Below are 25,442 nucleotides of genomic sequence, written 5' to 3' on the forward strand. Positions count from 1 at the left end.
GATGAGCGGACACGGGCATTCGGACGGGGCAACGGTTAAGGAACGGGCGGATATCGCGTTAAACAACGATTTCCTGCGGAAGGCCGTTAAGTTTACAACGGAGAGACTAAAGGGCGGTAAGATAAAAGCAACTGAAGAGCATGGAAACTGGGAAGAGTGGCGGGAAAGAGGCAAACAGATTCGTCTCCACACCATCGCTCATTTGGACTACTATTTGAACCAATTTACAGAAAATGCTCGTGCGAACGGGGTTCATGTTCATTTTGCGGATACGGCGGAGGAAGCAGTTCATATATCTCTTTCTATTGCTGAGCGTAAGCAAGCGAAATCAGTTGTGAAATCGAAGTCCATGGTTACGGAGGAGCTCCATCTCAACCATGCGCTGGAATCAATCGGTGTTGAGCCTATTGAGACTGATTTAGGAGAGTACATTATTCAACTAGCTGGAGAGACGCCATCTCATATTATTATTCCAGCCATTCATAAAAATCGGTATCAGATTGCTGATTTGTTGTCTGAGGATGCGGGAGAGAAGCTTGAGCCAGATACGCAAGTGCTTGCAGGTTATGTACGCAGGAAATTAAGAACCAAATTTCTAGAAGCGGATATTGGGATGACTGGCTGTAATTTTGCCATTGCTGAGACTGGCTCTATGGTGTTGTTCGAGAATGAAGGAAATGCTCGGATGGTATCAACTGTGCCCAAAACGCAAATCACCTTAATGGGCATGGAGAGGATCATCCCTTCCTGGGCGGATCTTGAAGTGATGGCAACGCTGCTGCCTCGATCGGCAACTGGTCAGAAGCTGACGGTGTACATGTCCGGCATTACGGGTCCCCGTCGTTCTGTGGATGCAGATGGACCGGATGAAATGCATATTATTATCGTGGATAACGGCCGTTCGCTGCAGCTTGGCGATCCAGAGTTCCAAGAATTGCTCAATTGCATACGCTGCGGAGCTTGCTTGAATGCTTGTCCGGTCTATCGTCATATTGGCGGTCATGCTTATGGTGGAACATATAGTGGTCCAATCGGAGCTGTACTTACACCATCCTTGCAGAAAAATGTTTCCGAATGGGATGATATAGCGAATGCTTCAAGCCTTTGTGGCGCTTGTTATGAGGCTTGCCCGGTAAAGATTCCTCTTCATGAGATGCTCATCTATTTGCGCAGGCGCAAGGTAGAGCAAGGGCATGGTGATAAAATAGAAGCAGCTGGAATGAAGGGCTTTGCCACGGTAATGGCGAAATCGGGTCGATTTAAGACTGTTTTGAAGCTTGGGAAGCTCGGTCAGAAGCTGGTCGCTAGGAATGGTGAGATTCGAGTAAAAATCGGGCCGCTTAAAGGGTGGAATAGTGTTCGTGTAACTCCAAGCTTGCCTAAAAAATCGTTCCGTGATCAATGGAGTACGATGGATGCTGAAATCAGAAATGGTCTAAAGGAAATGGATCCAGCGATGAAGAGCAGAATGGAAGCGATCGTGAAGGATAGAGCGAATGGAGGGGGGCACGGACATGGCTAATACGCATCAGGAATGGCTCAAGGAGATGGAAGCGGAATCCCGGGCTAAGCAGAAGACTTTTATTAATGGTATTTCCTCGAAGCTCAAGCGGCCTATGGTTACAGAGCCCCCTCGTCATCCTTATCGTGGCGCGCCTGATTTCTGGAATGCTTATGAATGGGGCGAGGCAGAACGGATCGAACGCTTCACCTCGAATTTCCGGAGTGCAGGCGGACATGTGGAGAGACTTGCGAATATGGAGGATGTTCAGCGTTTTATAGCGGACAAAGCTGTTGAGCTGAATGCTAAGTATGTGATTCGGCAAAATCAGCCAGAGCTGGACGCGTTGAACTTAGAAGGTGCACTTCCCGATGCGCAAATCTCGGTATGGAACAGTGATTCAGAGCAGTATTGGAAGGCTCGTGCGGCTGAGGCGGATTTTGGCGTCGTTATAGCGGATTACGCTGCTGCCTATACTGGATCTATTACGGTTCTGTCGTCTAAGGATAAGGGGCGCTCAGTCAGTCTATTGCCTACGGTTCTCATAGCGATTATCCCTCTCGAGCGGTTGAAAACCCGTTTAGGTGAAATCATGGTTCACTTTGACGAAGCTGGTCGCGAGAATCTGCCTGCTGGGATCCATTTTATATCTGGACCAAGTCGTTCGGCGGATATAGAGAATGATTTGACGATTGGTGTACATGGACCAGGTGTCGTATATGCATTGATTGTCGGTTGAAACGGAGGCTTGGAGAAGCAATGGAAATGACCAAGTTAACGAAGCGGAATCATTATGAGGAAATTAAGGATCAGCTCCACCGGATGATCGTGGACGGCAAGCTGAAGGTCGGTGATAAGCTCCCCTCGACTAAGGAGATGTCTGAAAGCTTTGGTGTCGGTCGTTCTACGACTAGGGAAGCTCTAAGCGCACTGAAGGCGATGGGACTTATTGAAATCCGCCAAGGCGGAGGCTGCCGGGTTATTCGTAATACGGCTTCAGAGATCACATTGCCTGAGCTGGATTCTCTGCGGATGAACAGAGAGACGCTATTGGAGCTGCTTGAAGCTAGACAGGCGTTAGAGGTGTCTAATGCAACGGTAGCGGCGAGGAAGAGGACGGATGACGATTTATCCGAATTCAAAGCGTTAATCGAGGCGATGGAGCGATCAGTCGGACACGATATGGAAGGGGAGAGAACAGATCTCCTCTTCCATCTTACATTGGCCAAGGCGACACACAATTCGATTATGGTCCGATTGTTCGAATCGATTGCGAATCAACTCGAAACTGCAATTAAAGAAATACGCAGGGTAGAGCTCTATTCCAATCAGCAGGTTGCACAGCGCCTATATCTAGAGCACTCTGCAATCTATGAAGCAGTGCGCAATCAGGACCCGGAGTTAGCCGGCCAAACCATGAAGCAGCATCTGGAGCATGTAGAGGATATCTTGATGAAATATATTTAGTCATTTGCAATGAAGAGCGGCTCGTTTAACTGAGCCGTTTTTTTGGCGTTATCAGCGTGCCATACCCGCTACATTTAACTAGCTAACCTTGTAACTTTTTGGGGTTTTTTACGTCTATAGCATTGTGATTGGAAAGTGATGTTATTGGATGGGGAACTGACAAGGAGGCAGGGGTGATTTATGAGAAAGCTAGTATTGCTGCTACTTCTCACTATTGTGATGGCAGGATGCGAACAGGAGAAGGATATAATCGAACCTAACATAGAAAATTCCTCAATAGTGGTCAACGAAGTAGAAGCAGGAGTAAAACTGGGCTTACCCAAGCAGGATGACACTCGGAAAGTACGTTGGATATACTTGACTCCGCCGATTTCGTCTACAGAGGTAAATGTTATGTATGCAGATAGGAATCCAGATAAAGTCAGTCAGATTCTGAGTTGGATTGAATTTGCGGAGCCTGTTGACGGAAAAGGAATAATATCCCCGCTGAATGATCGAAGTAAAGTATTGGGAATCGCTTATGAGGATGGCGTGTCTCAAGAAATACGTCCTGCATGGCAATGTCCGAGCACTCATCAAGAGGACAAGGACGGAAATATTATATACACACCGTGCCAGACTGTTCAGGACACAGTATGGATTGCAGAAGGGGATTCGGAAGGCCGAATAGCTAGATCAAAGCTTCTGTTCGACTTCATAGACACGGGATACAAGGAATGGATGCCCGACGTTACACCTTATGACTTGCCAGACACTATTCGATTGAATAAGCGTTTTCAAATCAAAGGTCATGGATCAATGATGGAGAAGGTGTACATTACGTTATCCAAAGAGAACAATGTGGTATGGAAAAGCGATGAGTCAGCAGTCGATCATGGGGAATTTGAAATAACAGGCGTTGTTGATTCAAAGAATTATTCCTCTGGAGAGTATATGCTTAAAATTGTTGGTGTCCCTTTCCCCGAATTTCCCAATACACAAGGAAGTATTTTAACTTTTATTAATGTCACTAAATAACCCAGATAAACAAATCGTAAAAGGGCTGGTTTAAGTCACTTTGACTTATAACTAGCCCTTGGTTCATTTATTCAGCTATGAATTCAACCGTTTAATCCCTATAATAGAATCATTATGGTTATTTAAGAAAGGACTATTCCGATGAACTTTGCTAGCAAGCTGATGCAGAAAGTAAAAGATCGTTTCGTTCAACATAAACTCAAGCATTACATGGACAAGCTTAGCGAAATTAGTCGGGTTAATCTACAATCTTGGGACAACGAGCGGTTACAATCCGAATCGATAAAGCTGAAGAAAAGTATTCAAGATGGAGCATCGTTGGATGAGAAGCTGGTGGAGGCTTATGCATTAGCTGGAGAAGCAGCGAGTCGAGTACTCGGGATGCGCCCTTTCGATGTGCAATATATGGCCGGTGCAGCTATGCACGAAGGAAATTTAGTTGAGATGCAGACAGGCGAAGGAAAGACCCTCGCTGCAGTTATGCCTGCGTATTTGAATGCCCTACAAGGCAATGGGGTTCATATTCTAACCTTTAACGATTACTTGGCCGGTAGAGATGCGGAGTGGATGGGACCTGTCTATCGCTTTCTAGGGCTTTCTGTAGGCTTCGTGAAGGAAGGCATGACTATCCAAGAGAGAAAACAGGCTTACGCTGCGGATATAACCTATGTGACGGCTAAAGAAGCTGGCTTCGACTACTTACGTGATTCCATCACCATGAGTGAGTCCGACATTGTTCATCGCCCGTTTAACTATGCAATTGTCGATGAAGCAGACTCACTATTAATTGATGAAGCTCGTGTTCCTCTTGTTATTGCCGGTGAAGTGGCTTCGACTGGAGAAGATGGAAGCCGCATGGCTAATCTAGCGAGAGAGCTTAAGCTAGGCGAAGATTATGACTTCGATGAGAACAAAAGAAATGTGTTTCTAACAGACAGAGGCTCAGAGAAAGCCGAGCAGATTTTGCGTAGCGGCAATCTATATGAAGCGCATAACAGTCATTTGTTAACGTCATTAAATTGTGCATTGCATGCGGAGTCCCTATTGAAAAGGGATGTCGATTACATGATACGTGACGGTAAGCTCGAGCTCATTGACTTATATACGGGGCGTGTAGCAGAAAACCGCCATTGGCCGGATGGGCTCCAAGCTGCTGTTGAAGCGAAGGAAGGCATGCAGACGAAGTCCTCAGGTAAAATATTAGGAACGATAACGTTACAGCATTTGTTGAGCCTTTATCCGAAAATTAGCGGCATGACAGCAACGGCTCAGGATTCTTCCGAGGAATTTGAAGAAACCTATAGCTTGCAAGTCGTCGAGATACCGCCCAATCGGCCTAGAGTCAGAATTGATCATGACAGCCGTATTTTCACACACAAGGAAGCAAAGCTGAAAGCATTGGTTAAGGAAATCGCCGAAGTACACGCCACGAAACGTCCAATTCTTATCGGTACAAGCAGTGTGGAAGAGTCGGATTTACTTGCTGTTGAGTTAAAGAAGGCGGGTGTTCCGTGTCACGTACTCAATGCCAAGAACGATGAGAAGGAAGCCGAGGTTATCGCCAAGGCCGGAGAATTAGGGGCTGTTACCGTTTCTACAAACATGGCAGGTCGAGGCGTAGATATTCGACTTGGTGGCGGAAACCCAGAGCAGGCTGATGCAGTTGCAAAGCTTGGCGGCTTGTATGTTATTGGAACCCATATGAACGAGAGCGCGAGAATCGACAATCAGCTAAGAGGTCGTGCTGGACGTCAGGGTGATCCTGGTTCATCTCGGTTCTATGTTTGCTTAGAGGATGAGCTTATTAATCGGTTCGGTATTGAGAAGGCTATACCGGCGGCATATCGCACGAAAAAACAGGAAGAGCAGCTAGAAGCATCTATTTTCCACAAAAAGATGGAGCATATCCAACGTGTGGTTATGGGGCAAAACTTCGAGATGCGCAAGGATCTAAACAAGTATTCGGACATGGTAGAGGAACAGCGCCGTATACAGCAGGAGAAGCGGGAAGTTTTGCTGACAAACAGAGATTCATTAAGCAGCACAGAGAGGTACGTAAGGCTCTATCACATGGATCGTAGCTGGTCGGATCATCTCGCTTACGTGTCTTATATTCGAGAAGGCATCCATTTAGAAAGCCTAGCAAACCGTAACCCTGTGGACGAATTCCATAATCGGATCATACATGCGTTCGAGCAATTACCTGATAAAATAGAAGCAGAAACGGCAAAAACATTAAAAAAAATAAGCTCCACTACGCCAAAGGACCAGATCGATTGGGAGAAGGAAGGACTTAAAATCCCTTCTAGAACGTGGACGTATCTTATCCAAGATCAGTTTATGGAGAAGAAAACGAGTATTTTTGGCTTATAAGAAAGAGGTTGTTGGCATGAACGTTAGAAAAATGAGATTGTACGACACGGAAAATATACACTCCGGGGAAGACCGTGATGAATTCGAGAAAGACTATGCGCGGTTAATTCAATCGCCAGCCTTCCGGAGACTACAAGGGAAATCGCAGGTGTTCGGCGCAGGCTCTGGGGACTACTATCGTACGAGATTGACACATTCGTTGGAAGTATCACAAATTGCACGAGAAGTAGCTAGGCGCCTGGGTAAACAATATTCTTTTCTATCTCAGAAGGAGCACCCGGGGTTAATGATCGACCCTGAGGTTGTCGAATGCGCTTCGCTTGCCCATGATTTAGGTCATCCTCCATTTGGGCATAAGGGTGAAGAAGTTCTTAACCGACTGCTTCAGGTGCAGCACGGACTGAAGTATGAAGGTAATGCCCAAAATTTCCGTATCCTTATGTTTCTGGAGAAGCGTGCGGGTAGCGATAGCGGACTGGATCTGACCGCTTCAGTTCTGCTTGCGATAAACAAATATCCTTTTTGTATTGATGAGCCTGGCAAAAGCAAAGGCGTCTACCGCAAGGAATGGGAAGGCATAGACTTCCTGCGTCAAACATGGGGAATGCCAGGAAATTCAGCTACTTTAGAAGCACAGTTAATGGATTTGTGTGATGATATCGCCTACTCCACGCATGATCTTGAGGATGGCATACGTGCTGGTAAAATTCAGATGGACCGCGGGTTTTTTGAGGATGATCGGTTAGTTGCTCATGTGCTGCAAGAAATTACAGAGGATCCTAACTACTCCGAGCTAGATTGGGTCGGTGTTGATAAAGCTGTAATGGTTCAGCAGGTGCTTATTCACTATTTGGAGCAATGGGAAATGATTTACGCGGAATGCGATCGTGAGCCTTCACGTACTAGACGTGAAATGAAGGCAAGGTGGGTTCGTAAGTTCGCCAATGGTGCAGGTATTATTGACGATCCAGAAACCGGCTGGAAGAAGGTTACTTTTGTTGCCGATGGTCAGCAGAATCTGGAGCTGCTAAGAACGATGGAAATTCTGAAGAAGCTCGCTTGGGTTACTTTAATTAAGGATTTCCGCGTACAGCGCCTACACAAACGAAGCGAAGTTATGATTGAACGTTTGTGGGGTAGCTTCGTGAATTATGAGGCTGGCCGACTCATTATCCCTCCGGATTGGCTGGAAAGCTATGAGCAGCAGAAGGATAAGTGGTCGTGGGAGAGGCTGGCTGCCGATTATATTTCAGGTATGACGGATGCCTATGCTGAGAAGGTGTACGCTGAATTCTTTGCAAGTCGATCTGGATCGATCTATGAAAGAGACTAGAAAATATTTCAGATGCATGGAGGGGAGCTTTCTACAATGATAATTGATCTAACTAACAAGACAGCACTGATTACGGGAGCAACAGGACAGCTTGGCCGCGTAATGGCTAGAACACTTGCAAAGTGCGGGGCCAACATCGCCATTCATTACAATAGCAATCAAACACAAGCACTTGAGCTGGAGGCTGAAATTCAAGCTTACGGTAGTCGCACTATCATTGTGAAGGCTGATATTACGTCCTATGATTCGATAATAGCGATGAAGAATAAAATAAATGAGGAGCTTGGCGCTGTTGATATTGTTGTTGCTAATGCGGTTATTCAATATCAATGGACAAGTATTCTAGAGCAAGCTCCAGAGGATTATGAAAGCCAGTTCGATTCTTGTGTCATGCAAAATGTTTATTTAGCTAAAGCCTTCGCGCCAGCTATGATTGACCAGAAGTGGGGGAGATTCATCGGCATTAATACAGAGTGTGTTATGCAGAACTTCCCTACACAATCTGCATACGTAGCGGGTAAGAGAGGTATGGACGGGGTTTATCGGGTATTGGCCAAGGAAATCGGTGAGCATCAAATTACCGTTAATCAAGTCGCCCCGGGATGGACGATCAGTGAGCGTGACCGCACGGAGCATACGGAGGAAAACGCTTCCTATGAGAAGAGCGTTCCACTCAAGAGGAGAGGTACAGACCAAGAGATCGCCAATGCTGTTGCGTTCCTCGCATCAGAATTAGCAAGCTTTATTACAGGAGCATATATCCCGGTCAGCGGTGGTAATGTTATGCCATCCATTTAATGAGAACAATCCACGAGAACAAACTATGATTCCTGGGTTGCCTCAGGAGTCTTTTTTTTACATAATAATACTTTACATAATTAAATATTTGAGGAGTACAACATGACTTTAAAAAGAGTTTTTATCTTACTATCCTTATTGGCTTTAGTCGGTACATTGTTACTTAGTAATCTATATCTCAAGCTACATCCTTCACGTGCGCCAGCTTTAAGTCATGCTTTATTCGGCTATAACGCTGATAATCCCCTCTATTCCTTTAGAGGATTAAAACCGGAAGCAAATAATCCAACTGGGATTTATTATAAGGATCGTGTACTCGTGCTAATGTATCATGACGTCAGTCCGAAGCCGGAGGATGCAGGAACACTTTCGGTTGATCACTTGGATAAACAACTCCAATTAATGAAAGATAACAATTTCAATATCATTACGATGAGTCAGTACAGGGACTTTATTTTACAAGCCTCCCCAGTTCCAGAGAACGCTGTGCTGCTTACTTTTGACGATGGATATGAATCTCTTTATACGCATGCGTATCCGGTGCTGCAGAAGCACAATGCACCCGCTTCCGCGTTCCTAATCGTGAATTTAATAGACAATGAGAAATACAAAGGAGCACCACGGGTTACCTGGGAGCAGGTAGATCTGATGCACAAAAATGGTATTGAATTTTTTAACCATACCTTTGACTCGCATAAATATTTCGCAACTGGCCCATCGGATTCTAAGAAAATGTCCTACTTAGCTCGTCGGATATTTCTGAAGGATAAGGATCGAAGGGAAACAGAGGAAGAGTATAAGCAACGTGTGGGTAACGATCTAGGTCAGGCAAATGATATTTTGGCCGAGAAGCTCGGTGCCCCGAATCATGTGCTTGCCTTTCCGTATGGGGCGTTCTCTGATGAGCTACTGGAAGTGAGCGGCAAGCTGGGCATTGATGTTACATTAACCGTGAGAAGTGGACTGAATAAAACCGGTCAAACGAATGGCTTCCGATTGGATGCTGGCGGGATGGCGAACGATCCGGATTTGCAGCTTTCCCTCATGAAGCAAGCTAAGAAGCTAATCGGTAACAATAAGATGGAAGAGGTTGATCATACTCGCCAATACATGTTCGCGACCTTTTATGCGCTGCTAGTTATTGGAGCTCTTTGGTTGTGGACGGGAGTAAAGTTAATTGTGAAGAGAAGAAATAAAGCAGGTAGAGGTAGCATGTAACACCTAAATTTCAAGTGTGAATTTAAAGGGAGCCCATGGAGGCTCCCTTTTCGTATCTTTAATTGAGCCTATGGCCTGGACGTATGGCAAAGGCTGTAATAAGGGTCGCCACAAGTCCAGTAGCTGCTACGACGAGGAATAGCGTAGACATTGAGCCACGCATAAGCAGAGCGCTAATAGGCGGTCCTACAGCTACGCCGATAAAACGCATACTGCTATACAGGGAGGTAACGGTACCGCGTTGTTTTTTGTCGATGCCTTCTGTAATAAGCGCGTCCATACTTGGCAAGGCTGCACCAATACCGGCCGATGCAACGGACAGCAGCAGGACAATCCACAACGTTTGCTCCCACTTCATTAGTCCTAAAGTAAGCAGAACAGCTGTCGATAGAGCTAAGCCAATGAAGCTAGTCCATTTCATAATTTGCTTATTCTGACCGATCCACTTGCCGCTTAGAAACGAGACGATACAGAGGCAAGCTAAGGGGATGGCCAAGACTAAGCCTTTAACTATAGGTTTAACACCCCGAATTTCTAATGTTTCTGATAAATAAAAGAGGCTTCCGAATATGATGAACATACTGATGCCACCAATGGCGAAAATACCGTAAAGCCATTTACCTTTCATTCGTAACAACGCTACAATGGCTTTCATAAACTTTTTTAGACTTGTCTGCGGAGCTTGCTCTTTATCTTTAGCAGGCGATTTCACTAAGAAAAGCACTAATACAAATGAAATCAGACTAAATATCGGTATCGCGAAAAAGGGAATGTACCACGCCCAAATAGCAAGCGCTGAGCCTAAAATCGGACTGACAACCTTCCCAAACGTATTCGCAGTTTCCACAAGTCCAAGACCGCTGCTGACATCTTTATCTTTTTTGAACAAATCACCGACCAAAGGCAATACGACAGGGAAGCATCCCGCTGACCCAAGTCCTTGGATTAATCGTGCAATTAATATGTACATATAAGCTTTATCTAACAACAGGGCTGCCAATCCCGCTCCAACTCCTGCAAGAGAGACAAGAATGAGACCCGGTAAAATAACCGCTTTTCGGCTAAATTTATCGGATAGATACCCAGCAATTGGGATGAAAAGGATAGCGACTGCTGCATATGCGGTAATGATTAGACTCGCTTGAAAGGATGTAATCCCGAGTGCTTTCTGCATGGCTGGCAGTACCGGAATGAGCATAGAGTTGGCTAATGTCATTGTTAAGGGGATAGATGAGATTGAGATTAAGTCCCACTTTTTATGGGCTTCCATGAGGTCCTCCCTAAGCTGCATAGTCATAACGAGTCTAATTTGTTTGGAGAGGACCATCTCCGGTTGTCCGGTGTGACGGTCAAATCTAAGTTGTAGTATGGTCTGCTAAGGTTGAAATTAAACAATGTAGAGCAGAGACTTACTAAGGTGTAATAACGGTATATAACTGACCTTTATTGGCGAAGGATGCTTTGCCAGTTTCCTCTGATACAACGAGGACAATCGCATCGCTCTGTTCAGATAGACCTACTGCTGCTCTATGTCGTGTTCCTGTAATTCGATCGTTGCCTTGCGTTAGGGTTAGAGGGAGGATATTTTTCGCAGAAACAATCTGATTGGCCCTAATAAGTACCGCTCCATCATGAAGTGGGCTCCCAGGATAGAAGATGGACTCGAGCAGCGAATGAGTAACGGGAGCGCCAATTGGAATTCCAGGTTGGACGAGCTTATCAATGGAATCGGTTCGCTCCACTGCTATTAATGCTCCATGTCTGCGGTCTGACAGACTTTGAATGGTTAGAGATAAATCCATATAACGTTCAATAAAGGGAGCAAGATAACAGTTGAGGTAAAACGTTGCAGCGCTCGATTCAATCTTCAGGAAGCTCTTTTTTATTTTCTCAAAATCGCCAAGCAAGCAACTATTTTCATCACCAATTGTATGCATAAGGTGGCTAAGATCGGAAACGAGCTGTTCAATATCTTCTTTGATTATTTTTTTCATCGGTGAGAAATCACAATTGTGGGTAGTTGTCATCATCGCGGGTCACTCTCCTTACTCCATACTCCACATTAGCATGTTGAAAGGGGGGCAAATGTATGCAAAACAATCCATCTACAATGAATAAAAGGAATTGTGCGGATTTTGGAGAATAAAGGTAGGAAAGAACAGTAAGGGGGATGATTTTTATATGAATGAGCATATAGAGCCTGAACTGAATTGTTACTATCATCCATCCATTAATGCTCATCAAAAATGCGTGCAATGTAATAAGATTTTGTGCGAGCGATGTGTTCATGATGATCATCGAGATTATTGCTGGAGCTGCGGCTTAGCTTATATGAATGGGGATTTGCCAAAGAAACGGAAAGTCTTCAAGATTCCCGCTAGATTGAGCTTTATTAAGAAGAAAAGCTTCTTGCTCTCATGTGCAGCTTTGATATTCATCCTGTGTGCATTCATTTTTATAAGATTATGGCCTGACATTCAATTAAAGCAAGAGATGACGGAAGTACAATTTAATGATATCCACCTCTTCATGAATCGTCAGGAGGTCGGCAAATTATATGGGCTTGGCTCTGACAAAACAGAAGGCTGCTTCGGCTGTGAACTGAATTTTATTTTTCCCAAGCTGAAACTGTCTGGACGCTATTCAGAAACTCTTGGCGGTAATTCTTCGGTTGGTATGATTAATACGAATCCACAAGTAAAAATGCTAACAACAGCCGATTCCTCGAACAACGTATTTGGAATTAGGGTTGGTGATACCTTGGAAAAAGCAGATCGTCTTCTTGAGGACAAGGGGTTCACCAAAGAAGGCCCCAATTACCACTACGTTAAGGGACTTTATTATATTGATCTTTGGTATGATGACGGTAAGAGTACGATTAGTAGCCTCACAATTGGTTATCGAGTAAAAGGTGATGAGAGGATAGTATACTGATGGGGAAGTGGAGTTTTTCAATTGTCCTTTTTGTTATTCTCTCTGGCGACATTTAAGGGGTGGTTTGAATGAAAATTTATCGTTATAAAGCAGAAATTCTCAAGCATGACAGTATGGATGCTGCATATGTTACGTTTCCCTATAGCGTGGAAGAGGAGTTCAGTACGAAGGGACAGGTAAAGGTTAAAGCGATTTTTGATAATACTGTGGAATATAGAGGCTCATTAGCAAATATGGGCATTGGTTATCATTGTTTAGGGATTACGAAGAAGATCAGGGAATTAATAGGGAAACAGCCGGGAGACGAAATTTCAGTAGAAATTCAAGCGGATAATGAACCAAGAATTGTTGATATTCCGAGCGATCTAGAGATACAATTGCAAAGTCATGAACTAACAGAGGTATTCTCGAGATTATCATATACGAAACGTAAAGAGTATGTGGAAGCCGTTACGAGCGCGAAGAAACCAGAAACGAGAAATAATCGGATAACAAAAGTAATTAATGATCTAAAATGAATGAACTCTTAGGAGCTCTTGAGGCTCAAGGAAGCGGGTTTAATGGTGTTCGAGCATAGCTATAGAATTTGTTTTCCGCAGGAGAGAGTGTACATTTCTCGTAATCATCAATGGGCTTTTGCAGCATGGGCTATGGGAAAACAGTCAGGAATGCTGGGGCCTCAAACGACACTATTACACGTAGATGCACACTTGGACGATACATGGGATGGGGTTGTCGTTGACGGCTTACACGAGATGAAGAGGGACGCCGATTTCTTGGAGGTTGCAGGCAGGCTTGAGATAGACAATTTTATATGGGCTGGATTTGCTGCTAGGCTAATTGATCATATTGTGTATGTTTGCCCTAAGGATGTAGATGACTCAGATCCATTTGATCTGTCGGATTGGCATCTAGAGGGGGAGCAATTGAAGCCTATTAAAGAGCTTCTAGCCGATCGAGAATACACAGGTACAAGATTTGATAATGTAGGGCAATTCAACGATAATATTCATAGTGACAGGTCGCTTGAGCAGCTCCTTGTTTTACCGAACACGGTCATTCTGGATCTAGATTTGGATGTGTTTACGGTAAGTCAGGGCAACCCTAGGACACTAAAGCCTGAGGAACAGATTAGAGCTGAGCTGACATTCTTAAAAAACTTGTATCCTTACGAAATGATCACCGTTGCTCTATCTCCTGGCTTCTGTGGTGGAGAAGACAACTGTGAGCGGGTATACCGATTATTTCTTGACGTGTTCGATCTGAAGCTTGAAGATGGCGAGACGTGGTAGATTTTTAGTAGGGAACTACATTATTCGTTAAGCAATTATAGTGGAGGCAGACATCATGCAACAATCCTATCAAATCGTTCATTCCGTTAGAGAAGATTTAGAAGCTATCGTGGGCATATATAATTCGACTGTCAGTTTGAGAAACGTCACAGCAGATATAGTACCAGTAACGACTGAGAGTCGATTAACGTGGTTTAACGAGCATTCCGAGGACCACAGGCCTTTATGGGTTATGAAGGACGGAGAAGAGATCATTGCTTGGTTAAGCTTCTCGGATTTTAATAAAAGAGCTGCCTATAATATTACCGCTGAGATTAGTATTTATATTTCGGATAAGTATCGTTCAAAGGGGATTGGCAGCATTTTCTTAAGGAAGGCAATTGAAGAATGTCCGCGCTTGAATATCCGTAACATCGTTGCTCTCGTTTTTGGTCATAACGAGCCAAGCCTAGCGCTTTTGAGAAAATTTGATTTTGTTCAGTGGGGCTTCCTGCCGGGAGTTACCATTATGGACGGGATAGAACGAGATGTCGTCTACATGGGGCGAAAAGTGTAACGTCAGGGTGAATTAGCCATACATATTATGGTTAATGCCCCGATATACGCAACCGAGGGTGAATTAGCCATACATATTATGGTTAATGTCTCGATAAACGCCGCTCAGAGTGGATTAGCCATACATATTATGGTTAATGACCCTACGAGAACGGCGAAGAGGGCAATAAGCATAAAATCTATAGTTAGTAAAAAAAGCCTTCAAGCCACGGTTCATCAAGTGGAGTTGAAGGCTTTTTTGGAATTTAAGGCTTGCTGCTAAACATAATGTTACTTAAAACACTTTCGTAGTCCAGGACTCGCAGTTCCATACCTCAGTTGCAACCTCGCGGTAGAATTCTGGTTCATGGCTGATGAGTAGAATGCTGCCTTTATAAGCTTGCAAGGCACGCTTCAGCTCGTCTTTAGCATCGACGTCTAGATGGTTGGTCGGCTCATCGAGAACGAGTAAGTTTGTTTCTTTATTAATAAGATTGCATAAGCGGACCTTAGCTTTCTCGCCGCCGCTTAGAACGGAAATTTTACTTTCAATGTGCTTCGTCGTTAAGCCGCATTTGGCAAGCGCTGCACGGACTTCGAATTGGGACATCGAAGGGAAGTTTTTCCACACAGCCTCAATGCACGTTTCATCCACGCCGCCTTTGATTTCCTGCTCGAAGTAGCCGATGAACATATTTTCTCCCTGCTTTACTGAGCCAGAAAGAGCAGGGACCTCACCGAGAAGGCTTCGTAATAGCGTTGTTTTACCAATACCGTTAGCTCCGACAATCGCAATCTTCTGTCCACGTTCCATGAGAAGGTCGATGCTGCGGCATAATGGCTCTTCATAACCAATGACAAGCTCTTTCGCTTCGAAAATAAGTCGACTAGAAGTACGAGCTTCCTTAAACTTAAACTCCGGCTTAGGCTTTTCTTTAGCGAGCTCAATAATATCCATGTTGTCGAGCTTCTTTTGTCTGGACATGGCCATATTACGAGTGGAAACACGTGCCTTGTTGCGGGCAACGAAGTCTTTAAGATCATCGATTTCCTGCTGCTGGCGTTTGAACGCTGACTCTAGCTGCTGCTTCTTAGCCTCATGCTGCATCATAAAGTTATCATAGTCACCAACATAACGATTCAATTCTTGGTTACCCATATGATAGATAAGGTTGATAACACTGTTTAAGAAAGGAATATCATGGGATACGAGTATAAACGCGTTCTCATATTCCTGCAAATACCTTTTCAGCCACTCGATATGCTGCTCGTCCAAGTAGTTGGTCGGCTCATCGAGCAAAAGGATTTCGGGCTTCTCAAGCAAAAGCTTCGCCAACAGCACCTTAGTACGTTGACCACCGCTGAGATCATGCACATCACGGTCTAGGCCAATATCTCCAAGCCCAAGTCCGCGTGCAATTTCCTCGACTTTAGCATCAATAAGATAGAAGTCGTTCGTCGTCAGAATATCCTGAATGGTGCCGACTTCCTCAAGCAATTGCTCCAATTCTTCAGGAGTGGCTGTTCCCATCTTATCGTACATTTCATTCATCTCAGTTTCGAGATCCATGAGATAGCGGAATGCACCACGAAGCGCATCGCGGATAGACATCCCTTTCTGAAGAACAGAGTGCTGGTCCAAATATCCAATGCGGACCTTCTTTGCCCATTCAACTTTGCCAGCATCCGGCTCCAAGCTACCGGTAATAATATTCATGAACGTGGATTTTCCCTCGCCATTGGCGCCAATTAAGCCTACATGCTCGCCTTTGAGCAAACGGAAGGAAACATCATTGAAAATGGCACGGTCACCGAAGCCGTGAGTTAAATTTTTAACCGTAAGAATACTCATTATTAGACACCTTTTTCTTTATTCATCGGATTATAAACACTAATCTCCATTATAATCCGTCAGGGGCACAAAACTCAACGGAAATGAATGAGTATAGCAACCCCAATGAATATGACCTACTTAAGGGTATGGTATCCCCGTTCTCCATAAGGCTGCAGCTTATCAAACCAGCTATCTAACATTTTCTTGAGCTCATCCTTCGGAACGACGAACGGATTATCGCTTTTCTTGAGCACTTCCAGCACCTCGAAGACAAAGGCTTGCTCTCCAAGCTCATTCCAATCCTTTTGTAGCTCCCTGTTGTTATCTGTCCCTAATTTAAGAGTAATTACTCTACCATTGATCGATTTCAGGTTGAAGGTGGAATTGAGAAATATTTTGCCGTTCACGGTATTCCTGATTTGGTATACACCAGCTTCAATAGGGATTTCCTTATATTGTTGAACTAATTTGGCACGGTCTGCTTTTTGAACCATTGTGATCGACTCCTATTCTTTAAGCCAATATTGGCTGCCATCTGACTTACGGTCAAGAAAGCCATACTCGATTAAATACCGTCTTAACGTAACATGGTCATCGAATACAGCAATGAGAATTTGATTAACTTCTTTCTCTGTATATACAGTATCCCTAACAAACCGCTTAGCAATTTCTCTTAGAACAATGAGCTTGTATTTTTCCTTCATCGAGAAGGTAGTAAGTGCACCCTCAGTTCCCTCTGGAAAATACTTCTTCAAAACCTTCTCAACTTCGTCCTGTGTGACATTGTAACGATCATCGATCATTTTTGCTGTTGTATGCACATTAACAATGGTCGGTGCATGTTGGTCCTTTTCCTTCAGTAGCTCCATTAACACTAGAAACACCTTGGACTGGCGTTCCTTCTCCTTTAGGACGAAGCGGTGGTTACGAATGGTAGAGGAGCTGCCAATACCCATTTCCTGCTGAATTTCATTGTCGCTCTTTCCCTGATGGAACAATTGGAGCAGGCTATTTTGATGCTCGGTAAGGCCAGTTAGCTTCTTGTCTAGACCTATCAAATAATCAAAGACAGAATGATGAGAGCCCTCAATATGCTTGCGCATGAACTTCTCCGCATCGTAATAAACGCTACCGACGGGGTAAATGACGCCCATTTCTGTCCTTTTACCACATAAGAGGCATACGAAATACTCAGGTTCTCGAATATATCCTTGCTTGAGCTCCTCTAATGATGAATTCCAGAAGGCTTCCGATACGTCCACTCCATAAACACATCCTTAAATCGTTAGCTATTTTATAGACAATATACAATAACGTTTGTTTATCGTCAAACTGGAAAACCAAAAGCCTAGACCCTGAATTGTTAAGAATGTATAATTGTGGAAGAAGTGTTTTTAAAGGTTTGGTTAAAGAGGGGAAAGGTGGAATATGTTTAATAGAAATATCGGAAGGTTTCATTTTGCTGTTCTATTAATGCTATTAATTGTTTTCGCGAAGCATCATTTGCACTATTCCATTGCGGATACTTTAATGCGAGCCGTAGGCTTGTCCCCATGGTCGAACGCGAAGTATAATACGGGTGTCTACATCCCTAATGTTGTTGGACTTATCGTTATTGGCTTTGTCATCATTCTGACCAGCAACTATTATCGACCATTGAATCCGAAGATTCTAAGAACGTTGATCTTATCTAGCATCGCGTTTGCTATGATTTTCCCGTTTGTAACCGAGCAAACCCTTTTCTTGGTTAAGCACAATTCAAGTGGCATTCATTCGTTCGATTATGATAGGGAAAAGAGCAGGTGCAGCTACTCTTCTAAAGACAACTCGGTTATAGCTAAATGTGACATTGCTTATTTTAATTACGGTAAGGAAAACAACATAACGATAAAGCCATTTTTTAAAAGGCGTAATGATGGTGAGAATTTGATTTCTAGTATGGAATTTGAGGCTAGAAATATTTCTATTTCTCCTCACACCTCAGGTGGAGTTGGAGCTGACTTCATAAGCTTGAAATCTATTCCCGAGGATTATTCGAGTATGTCTGGCTCACCTCAAGAGGTCGGAGTCGAAATTACGATTAACGGAGTTACCAAAATTTATTGATTACTAGTCACTTAACCTAATAGGATGACTTCTAGGAGGAAATTCATTGAGTAAATATTGGAGCGAATTAACCGCATCACTTGTACCGTATGTTCCTGGAGAACAGCCCAAGGATAAGCAATACATAAAGCTGAATACGAACGAGAATCCGTATCCACCATCGCCTAAGGTTATAGCGGCTATACAGGACGCCACAAATGATGACCTGCGGCTGTATCCTGATCCAACATGCGACAAGCTAAGAGAAACTCTTGCTCATTATTATGGATTGTCCAAGGAGCATATTTTTGTAGGAAACGGCTCGGATGAAATCCTTGCGTTTGCTTTTCCTGCCTTTTTCTCGGCTAGCAAGCCTATTCTGTTCCCAGACGTTACCTATACGTTCTACCCGGTCTACGCCAAGCTTTACGGCTTGAATTATGAAATGATCCCGACGGATGATCAGTTTAATATTGAAGCTGGGCATTATTGTAAGCCTAATGGGGGCATTATCATTCCAAACCCCAATGCGCCAACAGCGAAGTTCATCGTTCTAGATTCTCTGGTTCAAATTCTTAATCACAATCAGGATCAAGTGGTCATTGTTGATGAGGCTTATATCGATTTTGGCGGACAATCAGCCGTTTCGTTAATTTCGGAATATCCTAATTTATTAGTTGTTCAGACGTTATCGAAATCGCGATCACTTGCCGGACTGCGCGTAGGAATGGCCATGGGGCATCCCGATCTGATCGATGGATTAAACCGAATCAAAAATTCATTCAACTCCTATACGTTAGATCGATTGGCGATAGCAGGTGCTATAGCAGCTATAGAGGATCAGTCGTATTTCGAAATGACGAATCGTAAGATTATCGAAACAAGAGATCGTACGACAGAGTCATTAAAACAACTTGGTTATCAGGTGATTGAATCTAAGGCCAATTTTCTCTTTGTCTCACATCCACAGCAATCAGCTGAGGTCATCTTTAATGAACTTAAGCTTAGAGGAATATTGGTGCGTTACTTCAATAAACCTAGAATAGATCAATACTTGCGAATCAGCATTGGCACAGATGAGGAAATGGATACATTAGTAGCTGTATTGCGTGAATTACAAAATTGATAAGATTCCACTAAAGGGGATGGCCGTATGTCTAATCCACCTTCAGAGCATTCGCCGAAATGGCCCACAGAAAAAGTTGAGCTTATCCATGCAAACCCACGTTGGTTAGAAATGGGGGAGAGGCTTGTCGCCCAATTGGAAGCGCTCTTGTTTCCCCTAGGCGTTACGAGTATGGAGCATGTGGGAAGTACTTCTATTCCCGGTATTCCGGCAAAGCCCATTATAGACTTAATGGCTCAAATTCCGACATACGATAACTTAGCTGAGCTGGTGAATGTTTTAACTCCTGAAGGGTGGAGCTACGTGCCTCCCGAATTAGATGGACGGCCATATCGCAGATTTTTCGTAAAAAAAGACAATGACCGAAGATTAGCTCAGCTTCAACTATTTTTACAAGGAGATCCCCGCTTCGAAGAGCAATTGGCATTCAGAGATGCATTGCTTGAACGCTCGGATTGGGCAATGGCATATGGAGAGCTTAAGGTCGTGTTAGCTGAGAGGTATCCACGCAATCGAGAGGGCTATACACAAGCCATGTCGGAGTTCATGGAAGCTATACTAAAGCAATGGAAGGGCAAGGGGACCAGAAATTTGTCAGTTGTTGATGAGAGATACCCGATTGGTCGATTTACTTATGAAGGAAAGATATCAGCTGATCAAAGAATGCAATGGATTGCTGATATTTCGCTGCTGCCGACACAGCTTTCAACGGCGTTGGAGGGACTATCGGAGGAGCAGCTAGATACGCCTTATCGCACATATGGCTGGACTGTTCGTCAGGTTGCTCATCATATTGCCGACAGCCATCTCAATAGCTTTACGAGGTTTAAGCTAGCTCTAACGGAAAAGCAGCCGACGATTAAGCCTTATTATGAAGAACAGTGGGCTTTGCTCCCGGATAGTAAGCAAGCGCCAGTTGTGTTATCAATAGCACTAGTTACTGCTTTACATGCACGTTGGGATTATTTGCTTCAAGCAATGAGGGAAGAGGATTTTGCTAGAACGTTCCGTCATCCAGAGTCATTGAAGGTACTTCGCTTAGATGAAGCGCTAGGCATCTATTCTTGGCATGGCCGCCATCACGTTGCCCATATTACATCGCTGCGTGGACGGATGGGCTGGTAAACATAAAATAAGGGCTATCCGTTAGGTCTATCTCACTTAGACCGAATGGGTAGTCCCTTTGTTTATAACAATTTTTGTCTGCTATCTTATAAATTTGTAACCGACACCCCATACTGTTTTAATAAACTGAGGTTCCTTCGGATTTTTCTCCAGCTTGCGTCTTAGGTTAGTGACGTGAACATCAATGGCTCGATCGTTAATAAAGGAGTCAATACCACGAACAGCATTGATTAATTCCTCTCTGCTGAAGACACGGTTAGGATGCTGGTAGAATAGTCTCATGATCTCATATTCGGAGAAGGTTGTCTCTATATGCTCTCCGTCTAGAACGATTGTTCTGCGCTCTAAATCTAGTGTTAGTCCTTGTTGTACTTCCGTAGCAATAGTAGAATCTTCGTTCTTATATACTACTGCCAACGGTTTAGCGCTTGACGTTCGTCGCAATACAGCGTCCATACGCACCTTAAGCTCCTGCATACTGAATGGCTTAACTAGAAAATCATCGGCTCCTGAGCTGATGGCCTGAATACGAACAGTAACAGATGGCTTCATGGAGATGACGATAATAGGAATCGCTGTAAGCTGTCTAAACTCCGCGCATAGCTCGGTTCCGCTAGCATCGGGAAGCATAAGGTCAAGCAATAGAATGTCAGGCTGATAAGAGTCGAGCGCGAACTTACCTTCACGAGCCGATTCTACCCGCTGAACATCAAACTGCTCTTCCGTGAGATAGAGAGTGAGCATTTCTCCGATGATAGGATCATCTTCAATAACAAGTACTCTTGTCAATTCAGTCACACCCTTTAAGAGTTTGTTAAGAATGCTCATACTTTGCTAACATTTGGTTAATAATTCTATTATATATTGTCGAATGGCGTTAGTCTAACCCCTTTTTTGACAGATCAGTAAGAATAGAATTTTTGATGCTTGTCTGAATGGTTACAATAACCTGATTGAGCGACTTATATAGTTTTGCTATGATCTCTGGCACATCTCCATTCTCTAGCAGTATTCTTTCGGCTAATGCAGCGTTTTCTTGTACTTCGGTTGCTCCTAAATGCCCGGCTGCTCCACTTAAGGAATGAACAAATCTTATAGCATTACTTTTATCTGACTCTACTAATAGACGATCTAATATAATTTCCGCATTGGAATATTGCTGGCAGAAGCTATCTAGTAGCTGCATGTATAGCTTGCTCTTGCCATCTAAGCGATGTAAGGCGAGCGATACATTTAGTCCAGGGGTTTCTGGCCAATTCAATGCATAGACCACTGCTGGAGTGAAGGAAGGAGCTAGTTTGTCTGGAAGCCATCCGGCAAGCACTGCAAATAAAACGTCCGGTTGAATAGGCTTAGTAATTATATCATTCATCCCTGCAGCTATACATTTAATATGCTGTTCCTCGGTAACATCAGCAGTTAATGCAATAATAGGGAGCCGCTCAGGAGAGAATGTTTTACGGATTTGAATGCTTGTTTCGATTCCATCCATCATCGGCATGTGCAAATCCATAAGAATTAAATCCACAGTCGTTTGCTCTAGTAGCCGTAGTGCCTCTTGTCCAGAGTCCATAATAACGACCTCAAATCCTTGCTGCTCTAATAGCTGCTTAGCGACGAGTCTATTAATGATTTGATCATCTACAACAAGTATCCGTGACGATAGAGCAGTAGGTTCTTTATCTATTGCCTGAGTAGTAGAGATTCTGTTACTTATAGAGCTAGGAGTCTGCTGGTTCGTCATTTGATTGGCTATGACACTAATAATTTGCTGAACCTGTAGGGAAGAGGCAGGCTTTACAAGCACTCCCGCTGGTTTATGCTCATCATCTAAGTACTGTAAAGCATCACGACCAAGTAGAGTAGTAGAGGAGATGGCTTTAACTCCAAACCTATCTAATTGGCTCTTCCAGCTTATCCACGTTTCCTCTCCATGCATGTCTCCCGCTTCCATATCGATAATAACGAGATCTAACCGCTCCTTATCAAGTAAATTTTTCACTTGGTCCCAGTTGGAGAAGGTAAATACTTTATAGCCGAAGGTGGACAGCAGCTTATACCAATGCTCGGCAACCTGAGTCTGATCCTCAAGCACTGCAATTGTAAAATGATAGCTAGGCTCGTCAATTATAGTCTGTTGGGTCGTTTTTTCAGGTGCTAACGGAAGAGTAAGCCTGAACCTAAAGGTGCTGCCGACCTGATAGGTGCTCTCCACAGAGATATGGCCACCCATCCGTTCGATTAACGTATGAGAGATAACTAGACCAAGACCGGTACCCCCGTATTTTCGGCTTGTTTTCTCATCTGCCTGAACGAATGGAGCAAACAATTGCTTACGCTGCTGCTCAGTCAACCCAATTCCAGTGTCTTTCACCTCGAATTCTAGAAGGGCTTGTTTATTAAACTGCTCTATCAATGAGATTCTAAGTTCTATTAAGCCGAAATTTGTAAATTTAATCGCATTGCTACACAAATTAAGCAGAACCTGCTCCAATCGAGTAGGATCGCCAATTAGGTTAGGAATACGTGAATCAGCATGAATAATAAAGTCGACAGGCTTCGGACCCAGGAGCACAGAGAAGATGCCACTAAGCCGTTGTAAAGATTCCTCTAAGCAAAAAGGAACCTGCTCAAGAAATAACTTATCGGCCTCCAGCTTAGAGAAGTCCAGAATGTCATTAAGGATACGAAGTAAATTTTGTGACGACTCCGATACCTGGCGTAAGTAATCCTCCTGGATTTCCGACAATTCGGACCGCTGCAGAAGATAGGTTAAGCCAATGATTCCGTTTAATGGCGTACGAATCTCATGACTCATCCGAGCAAGGAAAGAGCTCTTCGCTTCATTGGCCTCATCGGCTGCATCCTTCGCTTGGACAAGCTGTCTCTGTGTTTCTTTCTGCTCGGAAATGTCTCTTATTATAGAAGAGAAGAATGTATCTCTACCCTCATCTGTGTGGTGGGCAACCACGGTAATAGATGCGATCTGAACTTGTCCGTTGACGCCAATGATTTCAGTCTCACTTTGCCAGAAGCCGTGCTTTTGCGCCTCAGTGAGCCCATCAGCAAACTTAACAGTAGTAGGAATTGGCATATATTGGCTAAGCTGATTGTTGTATTCATCGAGTGATTCAATACCTAGTAAAGAATGCCCCGCTTGATTGAGATAGAAAATATGACCACGCATATCAAAGGAAGCGATCATATCATGCGCGCTCTCCAGAATTTCTAGAAGTCTAATATTCGTCTCTGTCGCTTGCTTGATATCACTTATATCTCTAGCAATAAGCACATAACCCTTCGTTCTTCCATCTGGATGGCGAATAATACTAGGGTTCACAGTGACAAGCAAACGTGTGTTCTCACGATTAATCCAAGTCCATTCCCAATCGGGCAGGAAGCCCTTGTGTGAGAGTACGAACAGAACAGCTTCATCCGGCGTGACGATTCGACCCAGCTTGTCGGAATAATACTGAGCTCGCTCTTGAAGCTGGTTCTGGTCATGCCAGAGCAAGAGAGATTTTCTTCCGAGCACTTCATTCTCAGTATAACCGAGCATTTCCTCCGCACGTTTGTTATAAGAAGTAATAACGAAGCGGGAGTCCGTTACGATCATTGCATATTGGTTGTGGTGAATGAACGCTTGAAAGGGCTCAAACAATTCCTGTAAATTGTTGATCATGCCATTAATTGAGCTTGCCAGTATCCCCATTTCATCCTTACTTTGGATGTCTAAGGGGGGCGTATAGAAGTTTCCAGCAGCAACATTTTTGGTAACCTGAACGACTTGCTTAAGGCGATTGAGAATGGACTTCTGAGTTAGAAGGTATAGAAATAGGCCTAGAATAACTTCAGTTGACGCAATTAGCCCCATATTAATCCAGAGAGAATGGCGCAGTGGGGCCTCGAATTCCTTTTTTGCCACCGAAAAAACCGCATACCAGTCCTTTCCTGGTATTTTCACATAAAACATCTTTAGCATCCGCCCGAATACCATTGCTTCACCGTAGCCCTCGTCGCTGCTTTTTAACTGTTCAGAAAATTGAAGAAGACCTGGCTCTTCTCTTATGTAATTACGCTTTAAAATTAATGATATATTCTTGTGGTATAAGAGGTTAGTGTCACTATCGATTAGAACTACATCACTATCCTTGTACTCTGTTGATCTAAGCTCTAACTGTGCATTAAATAACAATGTTGAATCTAGAGCGAGTCCAATAACGCTTTCTATCCTATTAGAGCTGTTGTAATAGGGAATCATAAGCCAGATAGTAGGTTCACCTGCTGAATCCAGCATAGGATTAGAATAAGCAGGAATTCCTTTAAGCGCGTTCTGGTAAGCAGGGATATGACCCACTTGAAGCTCTGTTCCATCTGACATGGACATAGACCCAAGGGGGCTTGCTATTCCGATATTTCTCGCTGTCAGATTGGTCAAAGGGACTTGGCGTTTCAAAAATTGGAGCTGCTGTTCCGTTGTTGTCATTGTTGTGGGCATCGATCGGCTAATTAATTCGACTTCCTTCATTTTAAGAGATAGCATCGTGTTGAGATTGGCAATAGTGCTCTTGAGGTTGGACATGCTGTGATTCTCGAGCTGTTGGTTCATCTGCTTGTTGGAGGTTTCGTAATTAATTAGGTTCATGGATATAAAAGATATGGTATTAATCAGCACTAGCACAATAACGATCTTAAAGCGAAGAGATCGGAACATGCAGATCAAAACCCCCGAATATGTTTAGATTATTTATTTCTATTAGCGAAATTCATAGAAAACAAATACATGATATGGAAATAAACTAATA

General features: G+C 43.8%; 22 protein-coding genes and 1 pseudogene. 16 read left to right on the top strand and 7 right to left on the bottom strand.

Annotated elements, in window-relative coordinates; all coding sequences use genetic code 11:
* Nucleotide 1 precedes the first annotated feature (1 nt).
* The 8 genes from KCTCHS21_RS15390 (at nucleotide 2) to KCTCHS21_RS15425 (ending at nucleotide 9,707) form a co-directional block, all read left to right on the top strand.
* Nucleotides 2-1,522: a LutB/LldF family L-lactate oxidation iron-sulfur protein gene (locus KCTCHS21_RS15390; RefSeq protein ID WP_130609908.1), complete on the top strand. Its 1,521-nt coding sequence runs from the start codon at nucleotides 2-4 to the stop codon at nucleotides 1,520-1,522.
* Nucleotides 1,515-2,240, top strand: a complete 726-nt coding sequence (locus KCTCHS21_RS15395) for a LutC/YkgG family protein (protein ID WP_130609911.1) — start codon at nucleotides 1,515-1,517, stop codon at nucleotides 2,238-2,240. The genes KCTCHS21_RS15390 and KCTCHS21_RS15395 overlap by 8 nt, the downstream gene beginning before the upstream one ends.
* Nucleotides 2,241-2,260: 20 nt before the next feature.
* Nucleotides 2,261-2,968, top strand: a complete 708-nt coding sequence (locus KCTCHS21_RS15400; RefSeq protein WP_130609914.1) for a FadR/GntR family transcriptional regulator — start codon at nucleotides 2,261-2,263, stop codon at nucleotides 2,966-2,968.
* 180 nt (nucleotides 2,969-3,148) lie between these two features.
* Complete coding sequence (locus KCTCHS21_RS15405) at nucleotides 3,149-3,985, top strand: hypothetical protein (RefSeq protein WP_130609917.1); 837 nt, start codon at nucleotides 3,149-3,151, stop codon at nucleotides 3,983-3,985.
* Nucleotides 3,986-4,126: 141 nt separating this feature from the next.
* Nucleotides 4,127-6,358, top strand: coding sequence for a preprotein translocase subunit SecA (locus KCTCHS21_RS15410; RefSeq protein ID WP_130609920.1), 2,232 nt, complete (start codon nucleotides 4,127-4,129; stop codon nucleotides 6,356-6,358).
* Between the two features lie 16 nt (nucleotides 6,359-6,374).
* The gene (locus KCTCHS21_RS15415; protein ID WP_130609923.1) at nucleotides 6,375-7,691 is read left to right on the top strand and encodes a deoxyguanosinetriphosphate triphosphohydrolase family protein; all 1,317 of its coding nucleotides are present in this window, start codon (nucleotides 6,375-6,377) and stop codon (nucleotides 7,689-7,691) included.
* Between the two features lie 36 nt (nucleotides 7,692-7,727).
* Nucleotides 7,728-8,489 carry an SDR family NAD(P)-dependent oxidoreductase gene (locus tag KCTCHS21_RS15420; RefSeq protein ID WP_130609926.1) on the top strand — a complete coding sequence of 254 codons (762 nt, stop codon included), beginning with the start codon at nucleotides 7,728-7,730 and terminating at the stop codon, nucleotides 8,487-8,489.
* A gap of 102 nt (nucleotides 8,490-8,591) precedes the next feature.
* On the top strand, nucleotides 8,592-9,707 hold the full coding sequence (locus KCTCHS21_RS15425; protein ID WP_130609929.1) for a polysaccharide deacetylase family protein: 1,116 nt from the start codon (nucleotides 8,592-8,594) through the stop codon (nucleotides 9,705-9,707).
* A 58-nt stretch (nucleotides 9,708-9,765) separates the two neighbouring features.
* Here the strand turns inward: KCTCHS21_RS15425 and KCTCHS21_RS15430 are convergent, their stop codons facing one another.
* Nucleotides 9,766-10,977, bottom strand: coding sequence for an MFS transporter (locus tag KCTCHS21_RS15430; protein ID WP_130609932.1), 1,212 nt, complete (start codon nucleotides 10,975-10,977; stop codon nucleotides 9,766-9,768).
* 142 nt (nucleotides 10,978-11,119) lie between these two features.
* The gene (gene cdaS, locus KCTCHS21_RS15435; RefSeq protein ID WP_408621706.1) at nucleotides 11,120-11,737 is read right to left on the bottom strand and encodes a sporulation-specific diadenylate cyclase CdaS; all 618 of its coding nucleotides are present in this window, start codon (nucleotides 11,735-11,737) and stop codon (nucleotides 11,120-11,122) included.
* A gap of 151 nt (nucleotides 11,738-11,888) precedes the next feature.
* Between cdaS and KCTCHS21_RS15440 the strand changes: the two genes are divergently transcribed.
* From KCTCHS21_RS15440 to KCTCHS21_RS15455, 4 genes are all read left to right on the top strand, one after another.
* Entirely contained in the window at nucleotides 11,889-12,641 is a 753-nt protein-coding gene (locus tag KCTCHS21_RS15440) for a B-box zinc finger protein (protein WP_130609935.1), read from the top strand.
* Nucleotides 12,642-12,709: 68 nt separating this feature from the next.
* Complete coding sequence (locus tag KCTCHS21_RS15445) at nucleotides 12,710-13,159, top strand: DUF1905 domain-containing protein (RefSeq protein WP_130609938.1); 450 nt, start codon at nucleotides 12,710-12,712, stop codon at nucleotides 13,157-13,159.
* An 18-nt stretch (nucleotides 13,160-13,177) separates the two neighbouring features.
* Nucleotides 13,178-13,933: a peptide arginase family protein gene (locus KCTCHS21_RS15450; protein ID WP_130609942.1), complete on the top strand. Its 756-nt coding sequence runs from the start codon at nucleotides 13,178-13,180 to the stop codon at nucleotides 13,931-13,933.
* Between the two features lie 55 nt (nucleotides 13,934-13,988).
* Nucleotides 13,989-14,489 carry a GNAT family N-acetyltransferase gene (locus tag KCTCHS21_RS15455; RefSeq protein ID WP_130609945.1) on the top strand — a complete coding sequence of 167 codons (501 nt, stop codon included), beginning with the start codon at nucleotides 13,989-13,991 and terminating at the stop codon, nucleotides 14,487-14,489.
* Nucleotides 14,490-14,762: 273 nt separating this feature from the next.
* Here KCTCHS21_RS15455 and KCTCHS21_RS15460 read toward each other — a convergent pair whose 3' ends face one another.
* The 3 genes from KCTCHS21_RS15460 to KCTCHS21_RS15470 all read right to left on the bottom strand — a co-directional run bounded on the left by KCTCHS21_RS15460 (nucleotide 14,763) and on the right by KCTCHS21_RS15470 (nucleotide 17,563).
* The gene (locus KCTCHS21_RS15460; protein WP_130609948.1) at nucleotides 14,763-16,319 is read right to left on the bottom strand and encodes an ABC-F family ATP-binding cassette domain-containing protein; all 1,557 of its coding nucleotides are present in this window, start codon (nucleotides 16,317-16,319) and stop codon (nucleotides 14,763-14,765) included.
* A 116-nt stretch (nucleotides 16,320-16,435) separates the two neighbouring features.
* Nucleotides 16,436-16,795, bottom strand: coding sequence for a GIY-YIG nuclease family protein (locus KCTCHS21_RS15465; RefSeq protein WP_130609951.1), 360 nt, complete (start codon nucleotides 16,793-16,795; stop codon nucleotides 16,436-16,438).
* Nucleotides 16,796-16,807: 12 nt separating this feature from the next.
* Complete coding sequence (locus KCTCHS21_RS15470) at nucleotides 16,808-17,563, bottom strand: DUF2087 domain-containing protein (protein WP_130609954.1); 756 nt, start codon at nucleotides 17,561-17,563, stop codon at nucleotides 16,808-16,810.
* Between the two features lie 166 nt (nucleotides 17,564-17,729).
* Here KCTCHS21_RS15470 and KCTCHS21_RS15475 point away from each other — a divergent pair, with 166 nt between their 5' ends.
* The 4 genes and pseudogenes from KCTCHS21_RS15475 (at nucleotide 17,730) to KCTCHS21_RS31565 (ending at nucleotide 20,637) form a co-directional block, all read left to right on the top strand.
* Nucleotides 17,730-18,407 (top strand): hypothetical protein, encoded by a 678-nt coding sequence (locus KCTCHS21_RS15475; protein WP_130609957.1) that lies wholly within the window; start codon nucleotides 17,730-17,732, stop codon nucleotides 18,405-18,407.
* Nucleotides 18,408-18,453: 46 nt separating this feature from the next.
* A complete protein-coding gene (hisC, locus tag KCTCHS21_RS15480) occupies nucleotides 18,454-19,512 on the top strand; it encodes a histidinol-phosphate transaminase (RefSeq protein ID WP_130609960.1) in 1,059 nt (352 codons plus the stop codon).
* A gap of 27 nt (nucleotides 19,513-19,539) precedes the next feature.
* Nucleotides 19,540-20,064 (top strand): annotated as a pseudogene (locus KCTCHS21_RS31560) (GrpB family protein); the annotation flags it as partial.
* The gene (locus KCTCHS21_RS31565; protein WP_170211459.1) at nucleotides 20,059-20,637 is read left to right on the top strand and encodes a YfiT family bacillithiol transferase; all 579 of its coding nucleotides are present in this window, start codon (nucleotides 20,059-20,061) and stop codon (nucleotides 20,635-20,637) included. The pseudogene KCTCHS21_RS31560 and the gene KCTCHS21_RS31565, both read left to right, overlap by 6 nt.
* 81 nt (nucleotides 20,638-20,718) lie before the next feature.
* On the opposite strand, the gene KCTCHS21_RS15490 is transcribed toward KCTCHS21_RS31565, so the two are convergent.
* Together KCTCHS21_RS15490 and KCTCHS21_RS15495 are read right to left on the bottom strand one after the other, a co-directional pair.
* Nucleotides 20,719-21,435, bottom strand: coding sequence for a response regulator transcription factor (locus KCTCHS21_RS15490; protein ID WP_331872358.1), 717 nt, complete (start codon nucleotides 21,433-21,435; stop codon nucleotides 20,719-20,721).
* Between the two features lie 79 nt (nucleotides 21,436-21,514).
* A complete protein-coding gene (locus KCTCHS21_RS15495; protein WP_130609969.1) occupies nucleotides 21,515-25,351 on the bottom strand; it encodes a response regulator in 3,837 nt (1,278 codons plus the stop codon).
* Between the last annotated feature and the right edge of the window lie 91 nt (nucleotides 25,352-25,442).

The sequence above is a fragment of the Cohnella abietis genome (assembly GCF_004295585.1).
In the GTDB taxonomy this organism is placed as follows: Bacteria; Bacillota; Bacilli; order Paenibacillales; family Paenibacillaceae; genus Cohnella; species Cohnella abietis.

Bases quoted from the DNA above. Each gene is read 5' to 3' on its own strand.
- KCTCHS21_RS15395 (WP_130609911.1), top strand. From the start codon at position 1,515: ATGGCTAATACGCATCAGGAATGGCTCAAGGAGATGGAAGCGGAATCC.
- KCTCHS21_RS15400 (WP_130609914.1), top strand. From the start codon at position 2,261: ATGGAAATGACCAAGTTAACGAAGCGGAATCATTATGAGGAAATTAAG.
- KCTCHS21_RS15460 (WP_130609948.1), bottom strand. From the start codon at position 16,319: ATGAGTATTCTTACGGTTAAAAATTTAACTCACGGCTTCGGTGACCGT.
- KCTCHS21_RS15405 (WP_130609917.1), top strand. From the start codon at position 3,149: ATGAGAAAGCTAGTATTGCTGCTACTTCTCACTATTGTGATGGCAGGA.
- KCTCHS21_RS15415 (WP_130609923.1), top strand. From the start codon at position 6,375: ATGAACGTTAGAAAAATGAGATTGTACGACACGGAAAATATACACTCC.
- KCTCHS21_RS15440 (WP_130609935.1), top strand. From the start codon at position 11,889: ATGAATGAGCATATAGAGCCTGAACTGAATTGTTACTATCATCCATCC.
- KCTCHS21_RS15475 (WP_130609957.1), top strand. From the start codon at position 17,730: ATGTTTAATAGAAATATCGGAAGGTTTCATTTTGCTGTTCTATTAATG.
- cdaS (WP_408621706.1), bottom strand. From the start codon at position 11,737: ATGATGACAACTACCCACAATTGTGATTTCTCACCGATGAAAAAAATA.
- KCTCHS21_RS15420 (WP_130609926.1), top strand. From the start codon at position 7,728: ATGATAATTGATCTAACTAACAAGACAGCACTGATTACGGGAGCAACA.
- KCTCHS21_RS15465 (WP_130609951.1), bottom strand. From the start codon at position 16,795: ATGGTTCAAAAAGCAGACCGTGCCAAATTAGTTCAACAATATAAGGAA.
- KCTCHS21_RS15390 (WP_130609908.1), top strand. From the start codon at position 2: ATGAGCGGACACGGGCATTCGGACGGGGCAACGGTTAAGGAACGGGCG.
- KCTCHS21_RS15455 (WP_130609945.1), top strand. From the start codon at position 13,989: ATGCAACAATCCTATCAAATCGTTCATTCCGTTAGAGAAGATTTAGAA.
- KCTCHS21_RS15445 (WP_130609938.1), top strand. From the start codon at position 12,710: ATGAAAATTTATCGTTATAAAGCAGAAATTCTCAAGCATGACAGTATG.
- KCTCHS21_RS15430 (WP_130609932.1), bottom strand. From the start codon at position 10,977: ATGGAAGCCCATAAAAAGTGGGACTTAATCTCAATCTCATCTATCCCC.
- KCTCHS21_RS15495 (WP_130609969.1), bottom strand. From the start codon at position 25,351: ATGTTCCGATCTCTTCGCTTTAAGATCGTTATTGTGCTAGTGCTGATT.
- KCTCHS21_RS15410 (WP_130609920.1), top strand. From the start codon at position 4,127: ATGAACTTTGCTAGCAAGCTGATGCAGAAAGTAAAAGATCGTTTCGTT.
- KCTCHS21_RS31565 (WP_170211459.1), top strand. From the start codon at position 20,059: ATGGAAGCTATACTAAAGCAATGGAAGGGCAAGGGGACCAGAAATTTG.
- KCTCHS21_RS15425 (WP_130609929.1), top strand. From the start codon at position 8,592: ATGACTTTAAAAAGAGTTTTTATCTTACTATCCTTATTGGCTTTAGTC.